We start from the raw sequence: 15,948 nt of genomic DNA on the forward strand, positions 1-15,948 counted from the left end.
CCGCGTACCGGAGCACATCACCGCACCCCAAGCGCTGCCCGCCGCGCATCACCGCACCGCGGCGGCTCCGTGCACCGGCGTGAGGACCAAGCCGCCCTCGCTGACATCGTCGCTGGTGTCGACCTGGACGGTGTCGCCGTCGTGGATGTTGCCCGCCAGGATCTCCCTGGCCAGCCGGTCACCGATCTCACGCTGCACCAGCCGGCGCAGCGGCCGGGCACCGAAGGCCGGGTCGTAGCCCTCGAGGGCCAGCCAGTCCTTGGCCGCGGGCGTGACCTCCAGGACGAGCCGGCGCTCGGCCAGCCGATCCTGCATGGCCGCGACCTGCAGATCCACGATCCGGCTGAGCTGCGTCATGTCGAGCGCATCGAAGACCACGATGTCGTCGAGCCGGTTGAGGAACTCCGGCTTGAACGCCTTGTGCACCACGTCCATCACCGCGGTGGTCTTCTGCTCACCGCTCAGCGTCTGGTCGACGAGGAACTGCGAGCCCAGGTTCGAGGTCAGGATGAGGATGGTGTTGCGGAAGTCCACGGTGCGGCCCTGACCGTCGGTCAGCCGTCCGTCGTCGAGCACCTGCAGCAGGATGTCGAAGACGTCCGGGTGGGCCTTCTCCACCTCGTCGAGCAGCACCACCGAGTAGGGCCGGCGCCGGATCGCCTCCGTCAGCTGACCGCCGCTCTCGTAGCCGACGTAGCCCGGAGGGGCACCGACCAGGCGCGACACGGAGTGCTTCTCCCCGTACTCGCTCATGTCGATGCGCACCATCGCGCGCTCGTCGTCGAACAGGAAGTCCGCCAGCGACTTCGCCAGCTCGGTCTTGCCCACCCCGGTGGGGCCGAGGAACAGGAAGCTGCCGGTCGGCCGGTCCGGATCGGACACGCCCGCCCGTGAGCGCCGGATCGCGTCCGACACCGAGGCGACGGCCCGCTCCTGGCCGATCAGACGCCTGCCGATGACCTCCTCGGCATGGAGCAGCTTCTCCCGCTCCCCCTGGAGGAGGCGGCCGGCGGGGATGCCGGTCCAGGCGGCGACCACCTCGGCGATGTCGTCGGCGGTCACCTGGTCACCGACCATGGTGCGCTCGGTCTCCGCAGCCTTCTCCGCGGCCTCCGCCTCGGCGATCTCCTTCTCCACTGCGGGGATCTCGCCGTAGAGCAGGCGCGAGGCGGTCTCCAGGTCGGTTTCGCGGCGGGCGATCTCCGCCTGGCTGCGCAGGTCGTCGAGCTTCTGCTTGAGCTCGCCGACCCGGTTGAGCCCGGCGCGCTGCCGCTCCCACGTCGCCGTGAGCCCCGACAGCTCCTCCTGCTTGTTGGCGAGCTCCTCGCGGAGCGCGGCCAGTCGCTGGAGGGAGGCCTCGTCGGATTCGCGCGACAGCGCCATCTCCTCCATCTTGAGCCGGTCGACGGCGCGGCGGAGCTCGTCGATCTCGATCGGCGCGGAGTCGATCTCCATGCGCAGCCGGGAGGCGGCCTCGTCGACGAGGTCGATGGCCTTGTCCGGCAGCTGGCGCCCGGAGATGTAGCGGTTCGACAGGGTCGCGGCGGCGACGAGCGCGGAGTCCGAGATCGTCACCTTGTGGTGGGCCTCGTAGCGCTCCTTGAGCCCGCGCAGGATGGCGATCGAGTCCTCGACGCTGGGCTCGCCGACGAACACCTGCTGGAAGCGGCGCTCCAGAGCGGGGTCCTTCTCGATGTTCTCGCGGTACTCGTCCAGAGTGGTCGCACCGACGAGGCGCAGCTCGCCGCGGGCGAGCATGGGCTTGAGCATGTTGCCGGCGTCCATCGAGGAGTCGCCGGTGGCGCCGCCGCCGACCACGGTGTGGATCTCGTCGATGAAGGTCACGATCTGGCCGTCGGAGTTCTTGATCTCCTCGAGCACGGCCTTGAGCCGCTCCTCGAACTCGCCGCGGTACTTGGCGCCGGCGACCATCGCCGACATGTCCAGGCTGACGAGCGTCTTGTTGCGCAGCGACTCCGGCACGTCCCCGGCGACGATCCGCTGGGCCAGGCCCTCGACGACGGCGGTCTTGCCGACGCCGGGCTCGCCGATGAGGACCGGGTTGTTCTTGGTCCTGCGGGACAGCACCTGCACGACGCGGCGGATCTCCGAGTCGCGGCCGATCACCGGGTCGAGCTTGCCCTCGCGGGCGGCGGCGGTGAGGTCGACGCCGTACTTCTCCAGCGCCTGGAAGGTGTCCTCCGGGTTCTCGCTGGTGACCTTCTTGCCCCCGCGGACCTCAGGCAGCGCCTCCAGCAGGCCCTTGCGGGTGGCGCCGTGGCGGGCCAGCAGCCTGCCGACATCACCGGTGTCCGCCGCGGCGGCGATGAGCAGGTGCTCGGTGGAGAGGAACTGATCGCCGAGCCCATTCATCTCCTTCTCCGCGTTGTTGACCATCTGCAGGCCCGCCCGCGAGAGGTTGGGCTGGGTGACGCTGGATCCGGACACGCTCGGCAGGCCGGCGACGATGCGCTCGGCCTCCCGGACCACGGTCTGGGTGTCCGCGCCGAGGTGTTCGAGCAAGGCGCGCGCGATGCTGTCCGGCTGGGCCAGCAGCGACGAGAGCAGGTGGGCGGGTTCGACTTGGGCGTTGCCCCGGTTGACCGCGTCCTTGACGGCCGAGGAGAACGCCTCTTGGGATTTGGCGGTGAACTTTGCGTCCATGCGAGGGAGTCCTTTCACGTTTCTGACTTCTGATCAGCTCAACGCTTCCGAAGTTGAGTCTATTCCACTCAACCTTGGGATCTGCCTTCGTGCCGCTTCAGATTCACGCTGGTGCCGCTTCACCCTCGTGCCGCTTGAGATTCGCCCTCACACGGCGACGAATTCCCAGTCCCACTGGCAGCTGACCTCGATCACGCTGGGTCCGCTCAGCATGTTCTCCAGCGGGGTCGGCGTGCCTTCGCTGATGATCTCGCCGAGCTTGATCGGCTCGCCGAAGTCGTCGATCACCTGGGCGACGGAGCAGGTGTCGATGTAGCCGTCCTCGGATGTCACCCGGAAGTCGTACAGCTCGGTGGGGCCCGCCTGCAGGAAGTATCCGGGCCCACTGCCCTGTTCGGGGACCATCGGCAGGGAGCCGACGGGTTGGATCCACACCTGCCAGTCCCCCTCGGTCTCCACCTGCAGGGTGCCCCAGGAGACGCTGCGATTGCCGACGAATGCGTCGCGGGCGCCCGTCCCGTCGTCGGTCCCGAGCACCCAGCCCGGCGTGCCCGCGTCGTTGAACTCGATGAGCTTGAACACGTCATCGCTGCCGACCTCGTAGGTCACGACCGCAGGACCGGTGACGTCTTCAGGCATCTCCACGACGGTGCTGCCGGAGCCCTTGAGGTGCAGCGGCTCGAAGCTGCCGTAGTTCGCGTTCGCCCAGTCGCGCGCGTCCTGCTCGTCCTGGGCGCGGACGTCGATGAGGGGGTCGGCAGAATCGTCGGCCTCCGGGACCGCACCGGGGGTCGGCACAGCCTGGTCGAACGGCTCCTCGGGCTCGGTCGGGGTCTGCGACGCCTCCGGTGCGGCCGACTCGGTCGGGCCCTCGGGCTGCGCCTCGGTGGGGTCGGTCGTGGCGCTTCCCGAGGCGACCACCTGGGGTTCCCCTCCCGAGGCGGAAGTGAGCAGCCAGACCCCGCCAGCTGCCAGCACCAGGACGAGCACCGAGGCGACGACGATGATCGTGCGCAGCGCCCCGCCTCGGCCTCGGTTCGGACCGAGATCCCGGCGGCCGGGATTCGGATGGTCGGGCGGGAACGCGAGCGAACCGGACTGCACCGGCGCCTGGGGATACGGCGTCGACCCTCGGTGGGGCTGGTGCGGCGGGTAGGGCGGATGGGTCACGGGGTCTCCGAGGGGCGTGGGGATGAATCGGCTTCATGCTATCGACCGCACGGCGGGACCCGGCTCGGACGCTGGTGCAGCGCCGCGACATCCTGGTGCAGAACGGTCACATGAGTGCGGCCCGCCCTGCTGAGCGGGTGGCCTGGCCGAGGTCACCGGTCTCCCCCCGCCGCCCTGTACCGCGTCCGGGTCAGCCTTCCGTCTCGCGCAGCAGGTAGCGCTGGATCTTGCCGCTGGGAGTCTTGGGCAGCTCGTCGACGAGGTGCACCCGGCGCGGGTAGGCGTGCTTGGAGTACTCGTTGCGGACCTTCGCCTGCAGCTCCTTCTCGAACGCCGCGTGGTCGATGGACTTGTCGGCGACGACCACGAAGGCCTCGACGACCTCGCCGCGGATGCCCTCCGGGTCGGGCCGGCCGACGACTGCGACCTCGACGACCTGCGAGTGGGTGATGAGAACGCTCTCGACGTCGAACGGACCGATCCGGTAGCCGGCGGCGAGGATGACATCGTCGTCGCGGGCGGTGAAGAAGAAGTAGCCGTCCTCATCGATTCGGCCGGTGTCCGCGGTCAGGTACCAGCGGTGGTCCTCGGTGAAGCGCTCTGCCGTCTTCTCGGGCGCCTCGAAGTAGCCGGGGAACCAGAACAGCGGGCTGTTCTCGACATCGATGGCGATCTGCCCATCGACCTCGGCGGCGGTGATGCCCGGCGACGGCTGACCCATCGATCCGGGCTTGAGCGGCCGCGCCAGGTCCGGGTGCGCGTGGTTGCAGATGACCATGCCGAGCTCGGTCTGGCCGTAGGTGTCGCGCACCTCGGTGCCGAGCGCCTCGCGCGCCCACTCGACGACATCGGGGGTCAGCGGCTCACCCGCCGAGCCGGCCCGGCGCAGGCGCACTCCCTCGACCAGGCCGCTGTTGCTCAGGACCCGGTACATGGTGGGGGCGCCGGCGAAGTTCGTGACGCCGAGCTCCTTGATCACTTTGACGGTCGACTCCGCAGTGAAGCCGCCGCGGTAGAAGATGCTGGTGCGTCCGGCCGCCAGCGGCGCGACGACTGCGTAGTAGAGGCCGTACGCCCAACCGGGGTCTGCGGCGTTCCAGAACACGTCGTCCGCGGTGACGTCGAGCCCGTAGTGCAGATAGCAGTGGAAGCCCGCCAGAGCGCGCAACGGCACCGGCACGCCCTTGGGGCTGCCGGTCGTGCCGCTCGTGAAGAGCTGCAGGAAGATGCCGTGACGGCCGACGGTGACGGATTCGGCGATCGGCTCTGCCGCATCGACCCGGCGGTCGAGCTCGTCGCCGACCTGCAGGATCTCGATGCCGTCGATCGGCTCGACCTTGGCCCGCTGCCCCTCTTCGGTGATCACGAGCTTCGCGTGGGAACCCGTGACTCGCAGCTCGATCGCGCCGGTGGCGAACGCGGTGAACAGCGGCACGTGCACCGCGCCCAGCCGCCAGATCGCCATCAGGGTGAAGGCGAGCTCAGCGCCCTTGTTGAGCAGCACCGGCACCCGGTCGCCCTGCTGGACCCCGTGCTCGGCGAGCACGGTGGCCAGCCGACGGGAGGTGTCGGCGAGCTCGCCGTAGGTGATGTCGCGAGTGCTGAGATCTTCCTCGACCACGCGGAAGGCAACGGCGTCCCGGTCGTGCCGGTCGCACATCAGCCACGCGGCGTTCGCGCTGTCGACGTCGTACTGCGCTCGCCATTCCTCCACTGTCGCCTCGATGCTGCCGGTCATGGTGCCCCCCTGTCTGCTCTGCGCGTCCGCAAGCCCGCACGGGCCGGCCGCGACTCTGGTGTCTTCACGCTATCAGCGGGAACTGCGGACTGCCGTCGGAATCGGCTTCAAGGAAGACGCCGAGAGCGGTAGAATTGAGGCCCGCAAGCGGCGATGCACAGGACCTGGCACACAGGTCCCACACGCAAGAATTCACTTCCAGAATTTCACATCTGTGAGGGGACGGCATCATGTCGGCTCAGACGAAACCGCGAATCAGGAAGTCACGCGACAGGATGGCCGTCCAATGGGCTGCCCTCGCTGTCGGACTGCTCTTCTTCCTCGCTGGGGTGCTCGGCTTCATTCCCGGGTTCACCATGAACTATCAGCAGATGGCTCCCACCGGTCTTGATTCCCGCGCTCTCCTGCTCGGAAGCTTCCCGGTCTCCATCGCCCAGAACATCATCCATCTGGTGTTCGGCGTCGCCGGACTGGTCTGCTGGATGAATTTGGGTGCGGCGCGGAGTTACCTGCGCTGGGGAGCCGTGGTGTACCTGCTGCTCTGGGTCCTGGAGACCACACTCACGAGACCGATTCCAAGCTACTACCCGCCGCATCTGCACGTCGCGGGCCACTGGGTGTGGCCGGCGATCGCGGTCGGGATGTTCGCCCTGTCCTTCCTGCACCTCTATCCCCGGGCAGTGAGCAGCAGCCGCACAGGGGCCGGCGTGGCGCACTGACCCGGCTGGTCTGCTTGTGGACCAGACTGATCCGGCTCACTCGTCAAGTGGTCGTGGCTGGTCTGGCACACTGGCCTCATGACTCTCGATCCCATGAGCAACGACGCCGTCGAGGTCACCGTCGACGGCGCGATCGCCCACGTCACCATGAACCATCCGCAGACCCGCAACGCGCTGTCGCTGGTGATGATGCGCTCCCTCATCGACGTCTTCACCCGGCTCGGCGAGCGCAGTGACGTCCACGCGATCATCCTGTCCACGGCCGGCCACGTGTTCTCGTCGGGCCACGACCTCAAGGAGGTCCGCGGCGCCGACCACCCCGCGCAGCAGGAGATCTTCACCACCTGCTCCGATCTCATGCTGCTCATTCAGCGCATTCCACAGCCCGTGATCGCCCAGGTGCAGGGCGTGGCGACGGCCGCCGGCTGCCAGCTCGTCGCCACCTGCGACCTGGCCGTGGCCGCCGAGTCCGCCCGCTTCGGCACCCCGGGGGTGCGCATCGGCCTGTTCTGCTCGACCCCGATGGTCGCCCTGTCCCGGGCGGTGCCGCGCAAGACCGCCATGCGCATGCTGCTCACCGGCGACCTGCTCGGCGCGCAGGATGCGCTGACTCACGGTCTGGTCTCCGACGTGGTCCCGGACGAGGAGCTTGCCGAGGCGACAGCCGCCCTGGCGTCCAAGGTCGCCGAGGCGTCCGCGGCCACCGTCGCGATCGGCAAGCGCGCCTTCTACGAGCAGGTCGAGCTGCCCACCGCAGACGCCTATGCCCGCATGGCCGAGGTGATGGCCGACAACGCCGTCATGCACGACGCGCAGGAGGGCATCGACGCGTTCCTGACCAAGCGCGAACCGGAGTGGCAGCACCGCTGAGGTCAGGCGCCAAGCCGGTGACGTGAGCCGCCGGGTCGGCTCAGCCGGTGACGTGAGCCGCCAATCTGCGGTTACTTCTTGTTGAAGTTCGTCGTTATCTCAGCGAAGAGTAACCGCAGATCGTCGCCGGACGCGGGTATCCGGCGCGCCCTCAGCAGAGACAAACCCAACAGGCGCCTCGGCCCCGGGCTGGGTCGACTCAGCCCATCCGCCCGGGCTGGGTCGACTCAGCCCCTCGGTCCCGGGCTGGGTCGACTCAGCCCCTCCGGCCCGGGTCGGCTCAGCCGGGGGTGGGCCCGGCGGCGGTGTCGGTACCGGGATGGGCGCCGGACAGGCGCAGAGCCGTGTTGACCAGGCCGACGTGGCTGAATGCCTGCGGGGTGTTCCCCAGTTGGCGGCCGGCAGCGGGATCGTACTCCTCGGACAGGATGCCCAGGTCGTTGCGCAGACTCAGCAGATGCTCGTAGACCTCCCGGGCACGGCGGCGGCGGCCGATCCCACAGAGGGCGTCGGCCAGCCAGAAGCTGCAGGCCAGGAAGGCGCCCTCCTGGCCGGGCAGACCGTCCACGCCGTGCTCCCCCTGGGATGCAGCACGGACGCTGTGCGCTCCGTCGGCGCCCGATTCGGTGTGGACGAGCGGCACGGGGTCGGGGTCGGCGCCGGGCAGGTAGCGCAGGACGAACCCGTCCCGCATAAGTTCGCGCTCGATCGCCGCCACCGTCCCGACGACCCGCGAGTCCGTCCACGGCAGGAACCCGACCCGCGGGATGAGCAGCAGAGCCGCGTCCAACCCCCGCGAGCCGTAGAACTGGGTGAAGGTGCCTCTGTCCGCGTCGTATCCGCGGTCGCAGACGTCGGCGTGGATCTCCTGGCGCAGCGCGCGCCACCGGTGGACCGGGCCGTCCAGGCCGAACCTCTCGACCGCCTGCACGGCCCTGTCGATCCCGGCCCAGGCCATGACCTTGGAGTGCACGAAGTCCCGGCGGGCCCCGCGCACCTCCCACAACGAGTTGTCGGGGTCCCGCCAATGCCCTTCGAGATAGTCCAGCAGGACCCGCTGGAGATCCCACGCGTCGTCGACGGGCAGGACCCCCGCCGTACGCGCCACGTGCAGCCCGTCGAGGACCTCACCCCAGACGTCGAGCTGCAGCTGCCCGACCGCCGCGTTGCCGATCCGCACCGGGCGGGATCCCTCGTAGCCGCTCAGCCAGTCCAGCTCGAGCTCGGTGAGCCGTCGCGTCCCGTCCACCGCGTACATCGCCTGCAGGTCGGCGGGGTCGCCGGCGATGGTGCGCAGCAGCCAGCTGCGCCACGCCTCGGCCTCCTTGACGTAGCCCGTGCCGAGCAGCGCCTGCAGCGTGAAGGTCGCATCGCGCAGCCAGCAGAATCGGTAGTCCCAGTTCCGCACCCCGCCGATCTGCTCGGGCAGGGAAGTGGTCGCGGCGGCCACGATGCCGCCGGTCGGTGCATAGGTCAGGGCTTTGAGGATGATCAGGGATCGGATCACCGCATCCGACCACGGCCCCTCGTACCGCGCCTGGGACGCCCAGTCCGTCCAGAACTGCTCCGTGCGCTCGATCCCGCGGAAGGCGTCCCGCCGGCCGGGCGGGGGCAGGTGCGACAGGTGGTGGGTGAGGACGAACGGGACCCGGTCCCCCGCCTCGACCACGAACTCCCCGACGGTGGAGAAGCCCTCGCCGCGCAGGGCGACGGGAGTGTCGAGCCAGACCGCGTCTGGACCGGCGATCGCGGACAGCAGCTCCCCGCCGCGCCTGACCCACGGGATGATGTGGCCGTAGTCGAAGCGCCATTGCAGCTCCACCCGCATCGGAACGCGTCCGCGGACCCCTTCCACGACTCGGACGACGTCTCCCGCCTGATCGCGCAGCGGCATCAGGTCCACCACGCGCACGGTGCCCTCGGGGGTGTCCCACTCGCTCTCCAGGATCAGGGTCTGCCCGCGGTAGCGCCGCCGGGTGCACGGTCCCCCGCTCGCCGGCGCGATCCGCCAGAACCCTGCGTCCTCGTCGCCCAGGAGCCGCGCGAAGCACGCCCCGGAGTCGAACCGCGGCAGGCACAGCCAGTCGATCGCCCCGTCGCGGCCCACCAGCGCCATCGTGTGCAGGTCGCCGATGACCCCGTAGTCCTCGATGCGCTGCGCCATCATCCGCTCCAGCCTGCCGTCGCCCCAGCATCGTGTCGCGGCGACGCCACCTGATCCTGGGTCCGGCCCGCGTGACTTTGCTCTTCGCCCTAGCATAGGATCGAACCGCTCATGATCGCGATCGTCAGATAAGGAAACGGTTTCTCCCCGTGTTCCACCCGTGGTGTTGTTGCTGAATAGCCGGCTGTTCGCCGTCAGCCGCCGTTTCCGGTGTCCGAAGCCCTCAACAACGTCAGGAACTCAGTGAAGTACGCAGAATCCGTTCTCGATCTCATCGGCAACACCCCTCTGGTCAAGCTCAACTCCGTCACCGCAGGCATCAGGGCCACAGTGCTGGCCAAGATCGAGTTCACCAATCCCGGCGGATCGATCAAGGACCGGATCGCTGCCAGCCTCGTCGCCGAAGCCGAGCGCTCCGGCAAGCTGCAGCCGGGCGGCACGATCGTCGAGCCCACCTCCGGCAACACCGGCGTCGGCCTGGCCATGGTCGCAGCCATCCGTGGCTACAGCTCCGTGTTCGTCGCCCCCGACAAGGTCGGGCAGTCCAAGCGCGACGTCCTCAAGGCCTACGGCGCCGAGGTCGTCGTCACCGCCACCAACGTCGCCCCCGACTCCCCCGAGTCCTACTACGGCGTGTCCGACCGGATCACCTCGGAGACCCCCGGCGCGTACAAGCCCAACCAGTTCGCCAACCAGGCCGGACCGGCCGCGCACTACGACTCCACCGGCCCCGAGATCTGGCACGACACCGACGGCAAGGTCACCCACGTCGTGATCGGCGCGGGCACCGGCGGCACCATCACCGGCACCGGCCGCTACCTCCACGACGTGTCCGAGGGGCGCGTCAAGGTCATCGCCGCCGACCCCGCCGGCTCGATCTACGCGGACCACTCCGCGAAGCTGCACGGCTACTACGTCGAGGGCGTGGGCGAGGACATGATCCCCGACACCTACGACCCGTCCGTCCCCGACGGCTTCGTCACCGTCGACGACGCCGCCTCCTTCGAGATGACTCGGCGGCTGGCCGTCGAGGAGGGCCTGCTGGTGGGCGGCTCCTCGGGCATGGCGGTCGTCGCCGCCCTGGAGACGGCGAAGGACCTCGACGAGGACGGCGTCGTGGTGGTCGTGCTGCCGGATTCCGGCCGCGGCTACATCGACAAGATCTTCAACGACCAGTGGATGGCCGAGCACGGCTTCACCACCTCCACCACCGGGGACGAGGACGCCACCGCCGAGGCGAGTGCCGGATCTGCAGGCGCTGCCGCCGGAGGTGCCGCCTCGGGCGCGACCGGCACCGTGGCCGGACTGGCTGCGGAGGGCCCGGCGGCCTCCGCTGCCGAGGCGCCCGCCGCCTCGGCGACGGCCGGGACCACAGTCGCCCAGGTGCTCTCCGACCTGGGACTCACCCCCGGCGAGTACGCCCACGCCACCCCGGACACCCCGGTCCGGGATGTGCTGGCCGCGCTCGGCGGTGACGTCGTGCTCGTCGCCGACACCGGTGCCGCCACCGAGTTCAACCTCTACGGCATCATCGACCGCGAGGTGCTCACCGGCCTGGCGCTCGGCGAACTCGCGAGCGCCTCGGCAGGGGACGGCGCCTCGGCAGCCGGCACTTCGGCAGCCGGCAATTCGGCAGGGGGCAGCGCCTCGGCGGCCGGTGGAGCCGGTGGTGACGTCACCGGCGACACCGCGATCGGCTCCCTGACCGCACACCTGGTCAAGCCGCAGCTGATCGGCGCCTGCCAGACTGCCGAGGACCTGCGCGAGAAGCTCAGGTCGGAGCGGGGCGTCGTCGTGCTGGACGCCGGCCGGCCCATCGCCCTGCTCGACCGCACCGCCCTGGCCCGCTGGGCCACCGTTCGAAAGGACCTTCCGTGACCGACAGCTCCGAGACCGACCACGCCTTCGCCACCCGGGCCATCCATGCGGGCAGCGAGCCGGACCCGCGCACCGGAGCGGTGATCCCGCCGATCCACCTGAGCTCGACCTACAAGCAGGACGGCGTGGGCGGGTTCCGCAACGGCTACGAGTACTCCCGCAGCGCCAACCCCACCCGCGACGCGCTGCAGGAGCAGCTGGCCGCGATCGAGGGCGGCGCGCGCGCCCTGTCCTTCGCCAGCGGACTGGCCGCCGAGGATGCGCTGCTGCGCGCCCTATGCCAGCCGGGCGACACGATCCTGCTGGGCAATGACGCGTACGGCGGAACGTACCGCCTGATCAACGCGGTGTTCGGCAACTGGGGTGTCAAGCACTTCGCCGTCGACCTCACGGATTCGAGCGCCGCCTCGGACGCGATCGCCGCCTACCGGCCGAAGATCGTGTGGGTCGAGACCCCCACCAATCCACTGATGAACATCGTCGACATCCGCAAGACGGCGGAGCTGGCCCACCAGGTTGGTGCACTTCTGGTCGTCGACAACACCTTCGCGACCCCGTACCTGCAGCAGCCGCTGGCGCTGGGCGCGGACGTCGTCGTCCACTCGGTGACGAAGTACCTGGGCGGACACTCGGACGTGGTGGGCGGTGCGCTGATCTTCGCGGATCCGGGGCACGCCGACGCGGTGGCCTACAACCAGAACGCCGCCGGTGCGGTGTCCGGCCCGTTCGACGCGTGGCTGACGATGCGCGGCATCAAGACCCTGGCGGTGCGGGTCAAGCAGCACTCCGAGAACGCCGCGGCCATCGTGGCCGGGCTGGTCGGACACCCGAAGATCGAGAAGATCAACTACCCGGGGCTCGAATCGCACCCGGGGCACGAGATCGCTGCCGCGCAGATGCGGGAGGGGATGTTCGGCGGCATGCTGTCGATCCAGGTCACCGGTGGTCGGGATGCCGCACGGAAGCTGGTCGACAGCACCGACATCTTCATCCTCGCGGAATCGCTCGGCGGTGTGGAGTCGCTCATCGAGTACCCGTACGACATGACCCATGCCTCGGTGCAGGGCACCGACCTCGCAGTGCCGGAGAACCTGGTGCGCCTGTCGGTGGGCATCGAGGACGCCGAGGATCTGCTGGCGGATCTCCAGCAGGCGCTCGACAAGATCTGACGCCGCTGCACTCCGCTGGACTCCTCCGCGCTGAAGGGTTCCCACGCAGTGCCGACCTTCGTACGCTTGATGCATGAGCGAGGCGATCGACCCCGCGGTCGAACAGTTCCTTGTGCAGTACGAGTCGGCTCTGAGCACCTTCGATGCGGAGGGGTCGGCGGCCCTGTGGGGCGTGCCGGGCACGATGGTCACCGACGACTTCGTGGGCACGCTGCACTCGCGTGAGCAGCTGGCGCAGGCGCTGGAGCAGTCGTACCCGCTGTACAGGGCGCTGGGCCTGAGCCGGGTCACGCACACCCTGCTCGAACGCGTCGACGTCACGCCGCGCATCATCCGTCTGCGCGTGCGCTGGCACTTCTTCGGAGAGCCGGACGAGCACCTGGCCGACAGCGACTACGAGTACCTGCTGCGCCGCGACGAGGACGGGCTCCACGCCTACGTCGCTGTCGGGATCGATGAGACGGAGCAGCTGCTCGACCTCGCTGCGCGCAAGGGCGTCGACGTCACCCAGTTCGGCTGGGACCCCCCGGGCTAGCAGGCCGGCCCTCCGGCGACCGCCGGAGGTGCCGCCTGAAGTCGCACGAGCGAATGGAGCGTGGTCATGGTTCTTCCACCACCGAATCCGGGGAACAGAGGGGCGGCGGACAGCCCGCTGTCGCGCTTGCGTCCGCCGCGGACCGGCGCCTCGATCGCCGCGGAGGCCGAGATCTGGGTCATGCTCATCGACTACCGCGAGCGCGCGTGGGGGCTCGTCACCGAGGAGCAGATCGCCGCGGGGCGTGAGGCGATCCGGCAGGCCCGGGCGGAGTGGGCCGCTGTCAGCCCGCGGCTGGCCGGCGACGCCGAGCGCTGGGACGCGGAGCGCACCCGCCGGCGCGAATCGCTGCAGACACGTCTGCGGGAGATCGTGCCCGAATACGGGAAGCTCCGGGAGCTGCAGACCGAGGGGAGCCGAGCGGTGGCCGATCGCGCGTTCCTCCGGCCCCCGGCGTTCGAACCGGTCATCGCTCCCGCCGATCCGACACCCATCCTGCATCACCCGCCGTTCGCACAGGACCGGCTCGGTCCGATCGACAGCGAGCAGGCCGCGCACACCATGGATGTCGTGGATCGCTCGTTCGCGAACAGGGAGATCGGTCACCTCGTGATCGATGTCGACCTCGCGGTCGATCCGGGAGGGACCTGGGGCTTCAACGAGTGGTTCGGCCTCCTGCCGATCGATCACGGCTGTGCCTCGGCGGCCTGCGGCACCACGTTCACCCTGCCGGAGGAGGGACGACTGTCGGTGTCGGCGGTGCTGGACAACATCTACAGTCGGACAAGCCTCTCGCTCAGCGACAAGTGGGGCTCGTCGTCGGGCATTCTCTCGGCGGCATCCACTGTCTTCGTCGCGGTGCTGCAGCCGGACGGCGGTGAGGTGCTGCACAGCACGCTGGCTGCGCGGAAGCTGGAGTCCGACGGGGACGACTCGAGCGCGATGCTGCCCGAGATCGAACAGCAGGAGTTCAGGCTCCTGGCGAACACCGAAGGCCGATTCGGTGCGGGAGAGACGGTCTTCGTCCTGGCCGGCATCTCGGTGGTCGCCGGCAGCCTGCTCAACGACATGAAGGCGCATGTGCGCTCGCTCATGTGGTGGGAGCTCGATGAGCTCGGCATCTCAGTCGTGCAGTGAGACCCGTGCCCTGTTGCCAAGCTTCTGCAACGCGTCCCCGGTGAGGCGGAAGGTGTCCCATTCCTCCATCGGCCCGGCCCCGAGGCTGCGGTAGAAGGCGATCGACGGCGCGTTCCACTTGAGCACCGCCCATTCGAGGCGCTTGAACCCGTTCTCGACGGCCGTTTCCGCCAGCGTCGTCAGCAGCGCCTTGCCCAATCCCCCGCCGCGCACCTCGGGCCGCACGAACAGGTCCTCGAGGTAGATCCCGTGCTCGCCCTCCCACGTGGAGTAGTTGAGGAACCACAGGGCGAAGCCGTCGATGCGGCGGTCGGAGCCGGCGGGCGCCTCGGCGACGTGGGCGAAGATCGCGGGATGGTCGCCGAACAGCTGGCCGTGCAGCTTCTCCGGGGTCAGGCGGACGATCTCGGCCGGCTCCTTCTCGTATACCGCGAGCGCGACGACGAGCTCGACGATCTCCTCGACGTCCTCGGGGACGACTCGACGAATGCGGGCTGCTGAGCTGCTTTCCATATGCGAAGTGTACGAGAGCCCGACCCGCCGAGGCGCCGCCGGCTCACGCCAACTGTTCCTGGCTCACGCCAACTGTTCCTGGCTCACGCCAGCGCCACGACGAGGCGCTGGTAGCCGGGAATCATGACCCTCCGCTGCGGAGTCCGCTCGACGATCTGCCACCCCGGTGCGCCCGCCTCGGCTGCGGCGTCGAGCAGCATGGTGAGCAGCCCGGCGATCTCGGCCCGGGCCAGCGGCGCGCCCAGGCACAGGTGACGCCCGGCGCCGAACCACAGCTGCCGCACCTCCGGGACGTAGCCGCGGCGCAGGTCGAAGCCGCCGTACCGCGTGTTGGCCGTCCAGGTCAGCATCATCACCCGCTCCCCCGCCTGCATCCGCGCGCCGGCGATCTCGACGTCGGCGCTGACGCCGCGGCCGATCACCGCGGCCGGTGTGGTGACGCGCAGACCCTCGCGCACCGCCTCGGGAAGCAGCGAGCGGTCGCGGCGCAGCAGGTGCTGATCGCCGGTGTCGGCGAGCAGCGCCACCGTGCGGGCCATCGCCGAGGCGGAGGTCTCCGTCCCGGCCACCATCAGCAGGGCACACAGCCCGGTCGTCTCCCGAAGTCCCAGCCCGAGCCGCGCGCACCGCTCGAGGATGGTGCCCGGCTGCGGGTCGGCGAAGGCGGCCGGGACGTTCGCCGTGAGCTGCCGGACGATCTCCTGCGCCTGCGCGACCCGGTCCTCGGGCAGCGTGGTGTCGGCGCCGGTGTCGAGCGCCAGCCCGGCCAGCCGCTCCCCCGTGGCGAACAGCTCGTCGGCGGCGGCGGAGTCGTGGCGCACCTCGTCGATGCCGAGCAGCGCGCCCATCATCCGTCCCACCAGCATCCGCGAGAGCGCGGCGATGTCGACCGTGCCCCCGGTGACCAGCTCCCGACGGGCGGCATCGAAGGAGTCCTGCCACGCCTCGGCGACGAGCGCGGCCGCCGAATCCTCGGTGAACAGCTCGCGGGTGCGGGTGCGCAGGTCGTGGTGGCCGGGTCCGTCGAACATGTCGAGCACCCACGGGCCGAGCACCTGCGCCCACAGGTCGCCGACGCCGCCCTCGGTGAGGTTGGTGAAGTGGCGGTAGTCCTTGAGGATCTCGCGGGCGGTCGGCGCGTGCGCGGTCACCCAGCCCAGCGGCGGCAAGCGGCGCAGAGGTGTGCGCTCGCTGCTCAGCACGCGTCCGGCGAGCAGCAGGGCGGCCATGTCGGGCCGGGCGGCCAGCAGCAGCGAGGTGTCGGCGAGCTGTGCCCGGGTCCGGGCGAGCGCCTGGGCGGCAGACAGGTGCAGGGGGCGCATGAGACTACTCCATCACACGGCGCCGGCCGTCGCGCGGGTACGGTCAGATCACCCGGCCGTCGTGGCCAG

11 protein-coding genes and 1 pseudogene are annotated in these 15,948 nt (G+C 69.8%); 6 read left to right on the forward strand and 6 right to left on the reverse strand.

Annotated elements, in window-relative coordinates; genetic code table 11:
• Window positions 1-48: 48 nt before the first annotated feature.
• The 3 genes from clpB to LXN01_RS05040 form a co-directional block, all read right to left on the reverse strand.
• Window positions 49-2,664 carry an ATP-dependent chaperone ClpB gene (gene clpB, locus LXN01_RS05030; RefSeq protein WP_236863486.1) on the reverse strand — a complete coding sequence of 872 codons (2,616 nt, stop codon included), beginning with the start codon at window positions 2,662-2,664 and terminating at the stop codon, window positions 49-51.
• A 147-nt stretch (window positions 2,665-2,811) separates the two neighbouring features.
• A complete protein-coding gene (locus tag LXN01_RS05035) occupies window positions 2,812-3,834 on the reverse strand; it encodes a hypothetical protein (RefSeq protein WP_236863487.1) in 1,023 nt (340 codons plus the stop codon).
• A gap of 190 nt (window positions 3,835-4,024) precedes the next feature.
• Window positions 4,025-5,572, reverse strand: coding sequence for an AMP-binding protein (locus LXN01_RS05040; protein WP_236863488.1), 1,548 nt, complete (start codon window positions 5,570-5,572; stop codon window positions 4,025-4,027).
• Window positions 5,573-5,847: 275 nt separating this feature from the next.
• On the opposite strand from LXN01_RS05040, the gene LXN01_RS05045 reads away from it, so the two are divergent.
• Together LXN01_RS05045 and LXN01_RS05050 are read left to right on the forward strand one after the other, a co-directional pair.
• Complete coding sequence (locus LXN01_RS05045; RefSeq protein ID WP_236863489.1) at window positions 5,848-6,291, forward strand: DUF4383 domain-containing protein; 444 nt, start codon at window positions 5,848-5,850, stop codon at window positions 6,289-6,291.
• Between the two features lie 78 nt (window positions 6,292-6,369).
• On the forward strand, window positions 6,370-7,161 hold the full coding sequence (locus tag LXN01_RS05050) for an enoyl-CoA hydratase (RefSeq protein ID WP_236863490.1): 792 nt from the start codon (window positions 6,370-6,372) through the stop codon (window positions 7,159-7,161).
• A gap of 280 nt (window positions 7,162-7,441) precedes the next feature.
• Here the strand turns inward: LXN01_RS05050 and LXN01_RS05055 are convergent, their stop codons facing one another.
• Window positions 7,442-9,325: a glycoside hydrolase family 15 protein gene (locus LXN01_RS05055; RefSeq protein ID WP_236863491.1), complete on the reverse strand. Its 1,884-nt coding sequence runs from the start codon at window positions 9,323-9,325 to the stop codon at window positions 7,442-7,444.
• Between the two features lie 243 nt (window positions 9,326-9,568).
• Between LXN01_RS05055 and LXN01_RS16310 the strand changes: the two are divergent.
• The 4 genes and pseudogenes from LXN01_RS16310 to LXN01_RS05075 form a co-directional block, all read left to right on the forward strand.
• Window positions 9,569-10,523: pseudogene (locus tag LXN01_RS16310) on the forward strand (pyridoxal-phosphate dependent enzyme); the annotation flags it as partial.
• 676 nt (window positions 10,524-11,199) lie between these two features.
• Complete coding sequence (locus LXN01_RS05065; protein ID WP_236863493.1) at window positions 11,200-12,372, forward strand: cystathionine gamma-synthase; 1,173 nt, start codon at window positions 11,200-11,202, stop codon at window positions 12,370-12,372.
• Between the two features lie 73 nt (window positions 12,373-12,445).
• Window positions 12,446-12,907, forward strand: a complete 462-nt coding sequence (locus tag LXN01_RS05070; protein ID WP_236863494.1) for a DUF6841 family protein — start codon at window positions 12,446-12,448, stop codon at window positions 12,905-12,907.
• Window positions 12,908-12,973: 66 nt separating this feature from the next.
• Complete coding sequence (locus LXN01_RS05075; protein WP_236863495.1) at window positions 12,974-14,044, forward strand: hypothetical protein; 1,071 nt, start codon at window positions 12,974-12,976, stop codon at window positions 14,042-14,044.
• Here LXN01_RS05075 and LXN01_RS05080 read toward each other — a convergent pair.
• Together LXN01_RS05080 and LXN01_RS05085 are read right to left on the reverse strand one after the other, a co-directional pair.
• Complete coding sequence (locus LXN01_RS05080; protein WP_236863496.1) at window positions 14,030-14,557, reverse strand: GNAT family N-acetyltransferase; 528 nt, start codon at window positions 14,555-14,557, stop codon at window positions 14,030-14,032. The genes LXN01_RS05075 and LXN01_RS05080 overlap by 15 nt on opposite strands.
• Window positions 14,558-14,640: 83 nt before the next feature.
• Window positions 14,641-15,879: a cytochrome P450 gene (locus LXN01_RS05085; protein WP_236863497.1), complete on the reverse strand. Its 1,239-nt coding sequence runs from the start codon at window positions 15,877-15,879 to the stop codon at window positions 14,641-14,643.
• Window positions 15,880-15,948 lie beyond the last annotated feature (69 nt).

Origin of the sequence: Brevibacterium daeguense (assembly GCF_021729135.1) — a bacterium.
Classification (GTDB): Bacteria; Actinomycetota; Actinomycetes; order Actinomycetales; family Brevibacteriaceae; genus Brevibacterium; species Brevibacterium daeguense.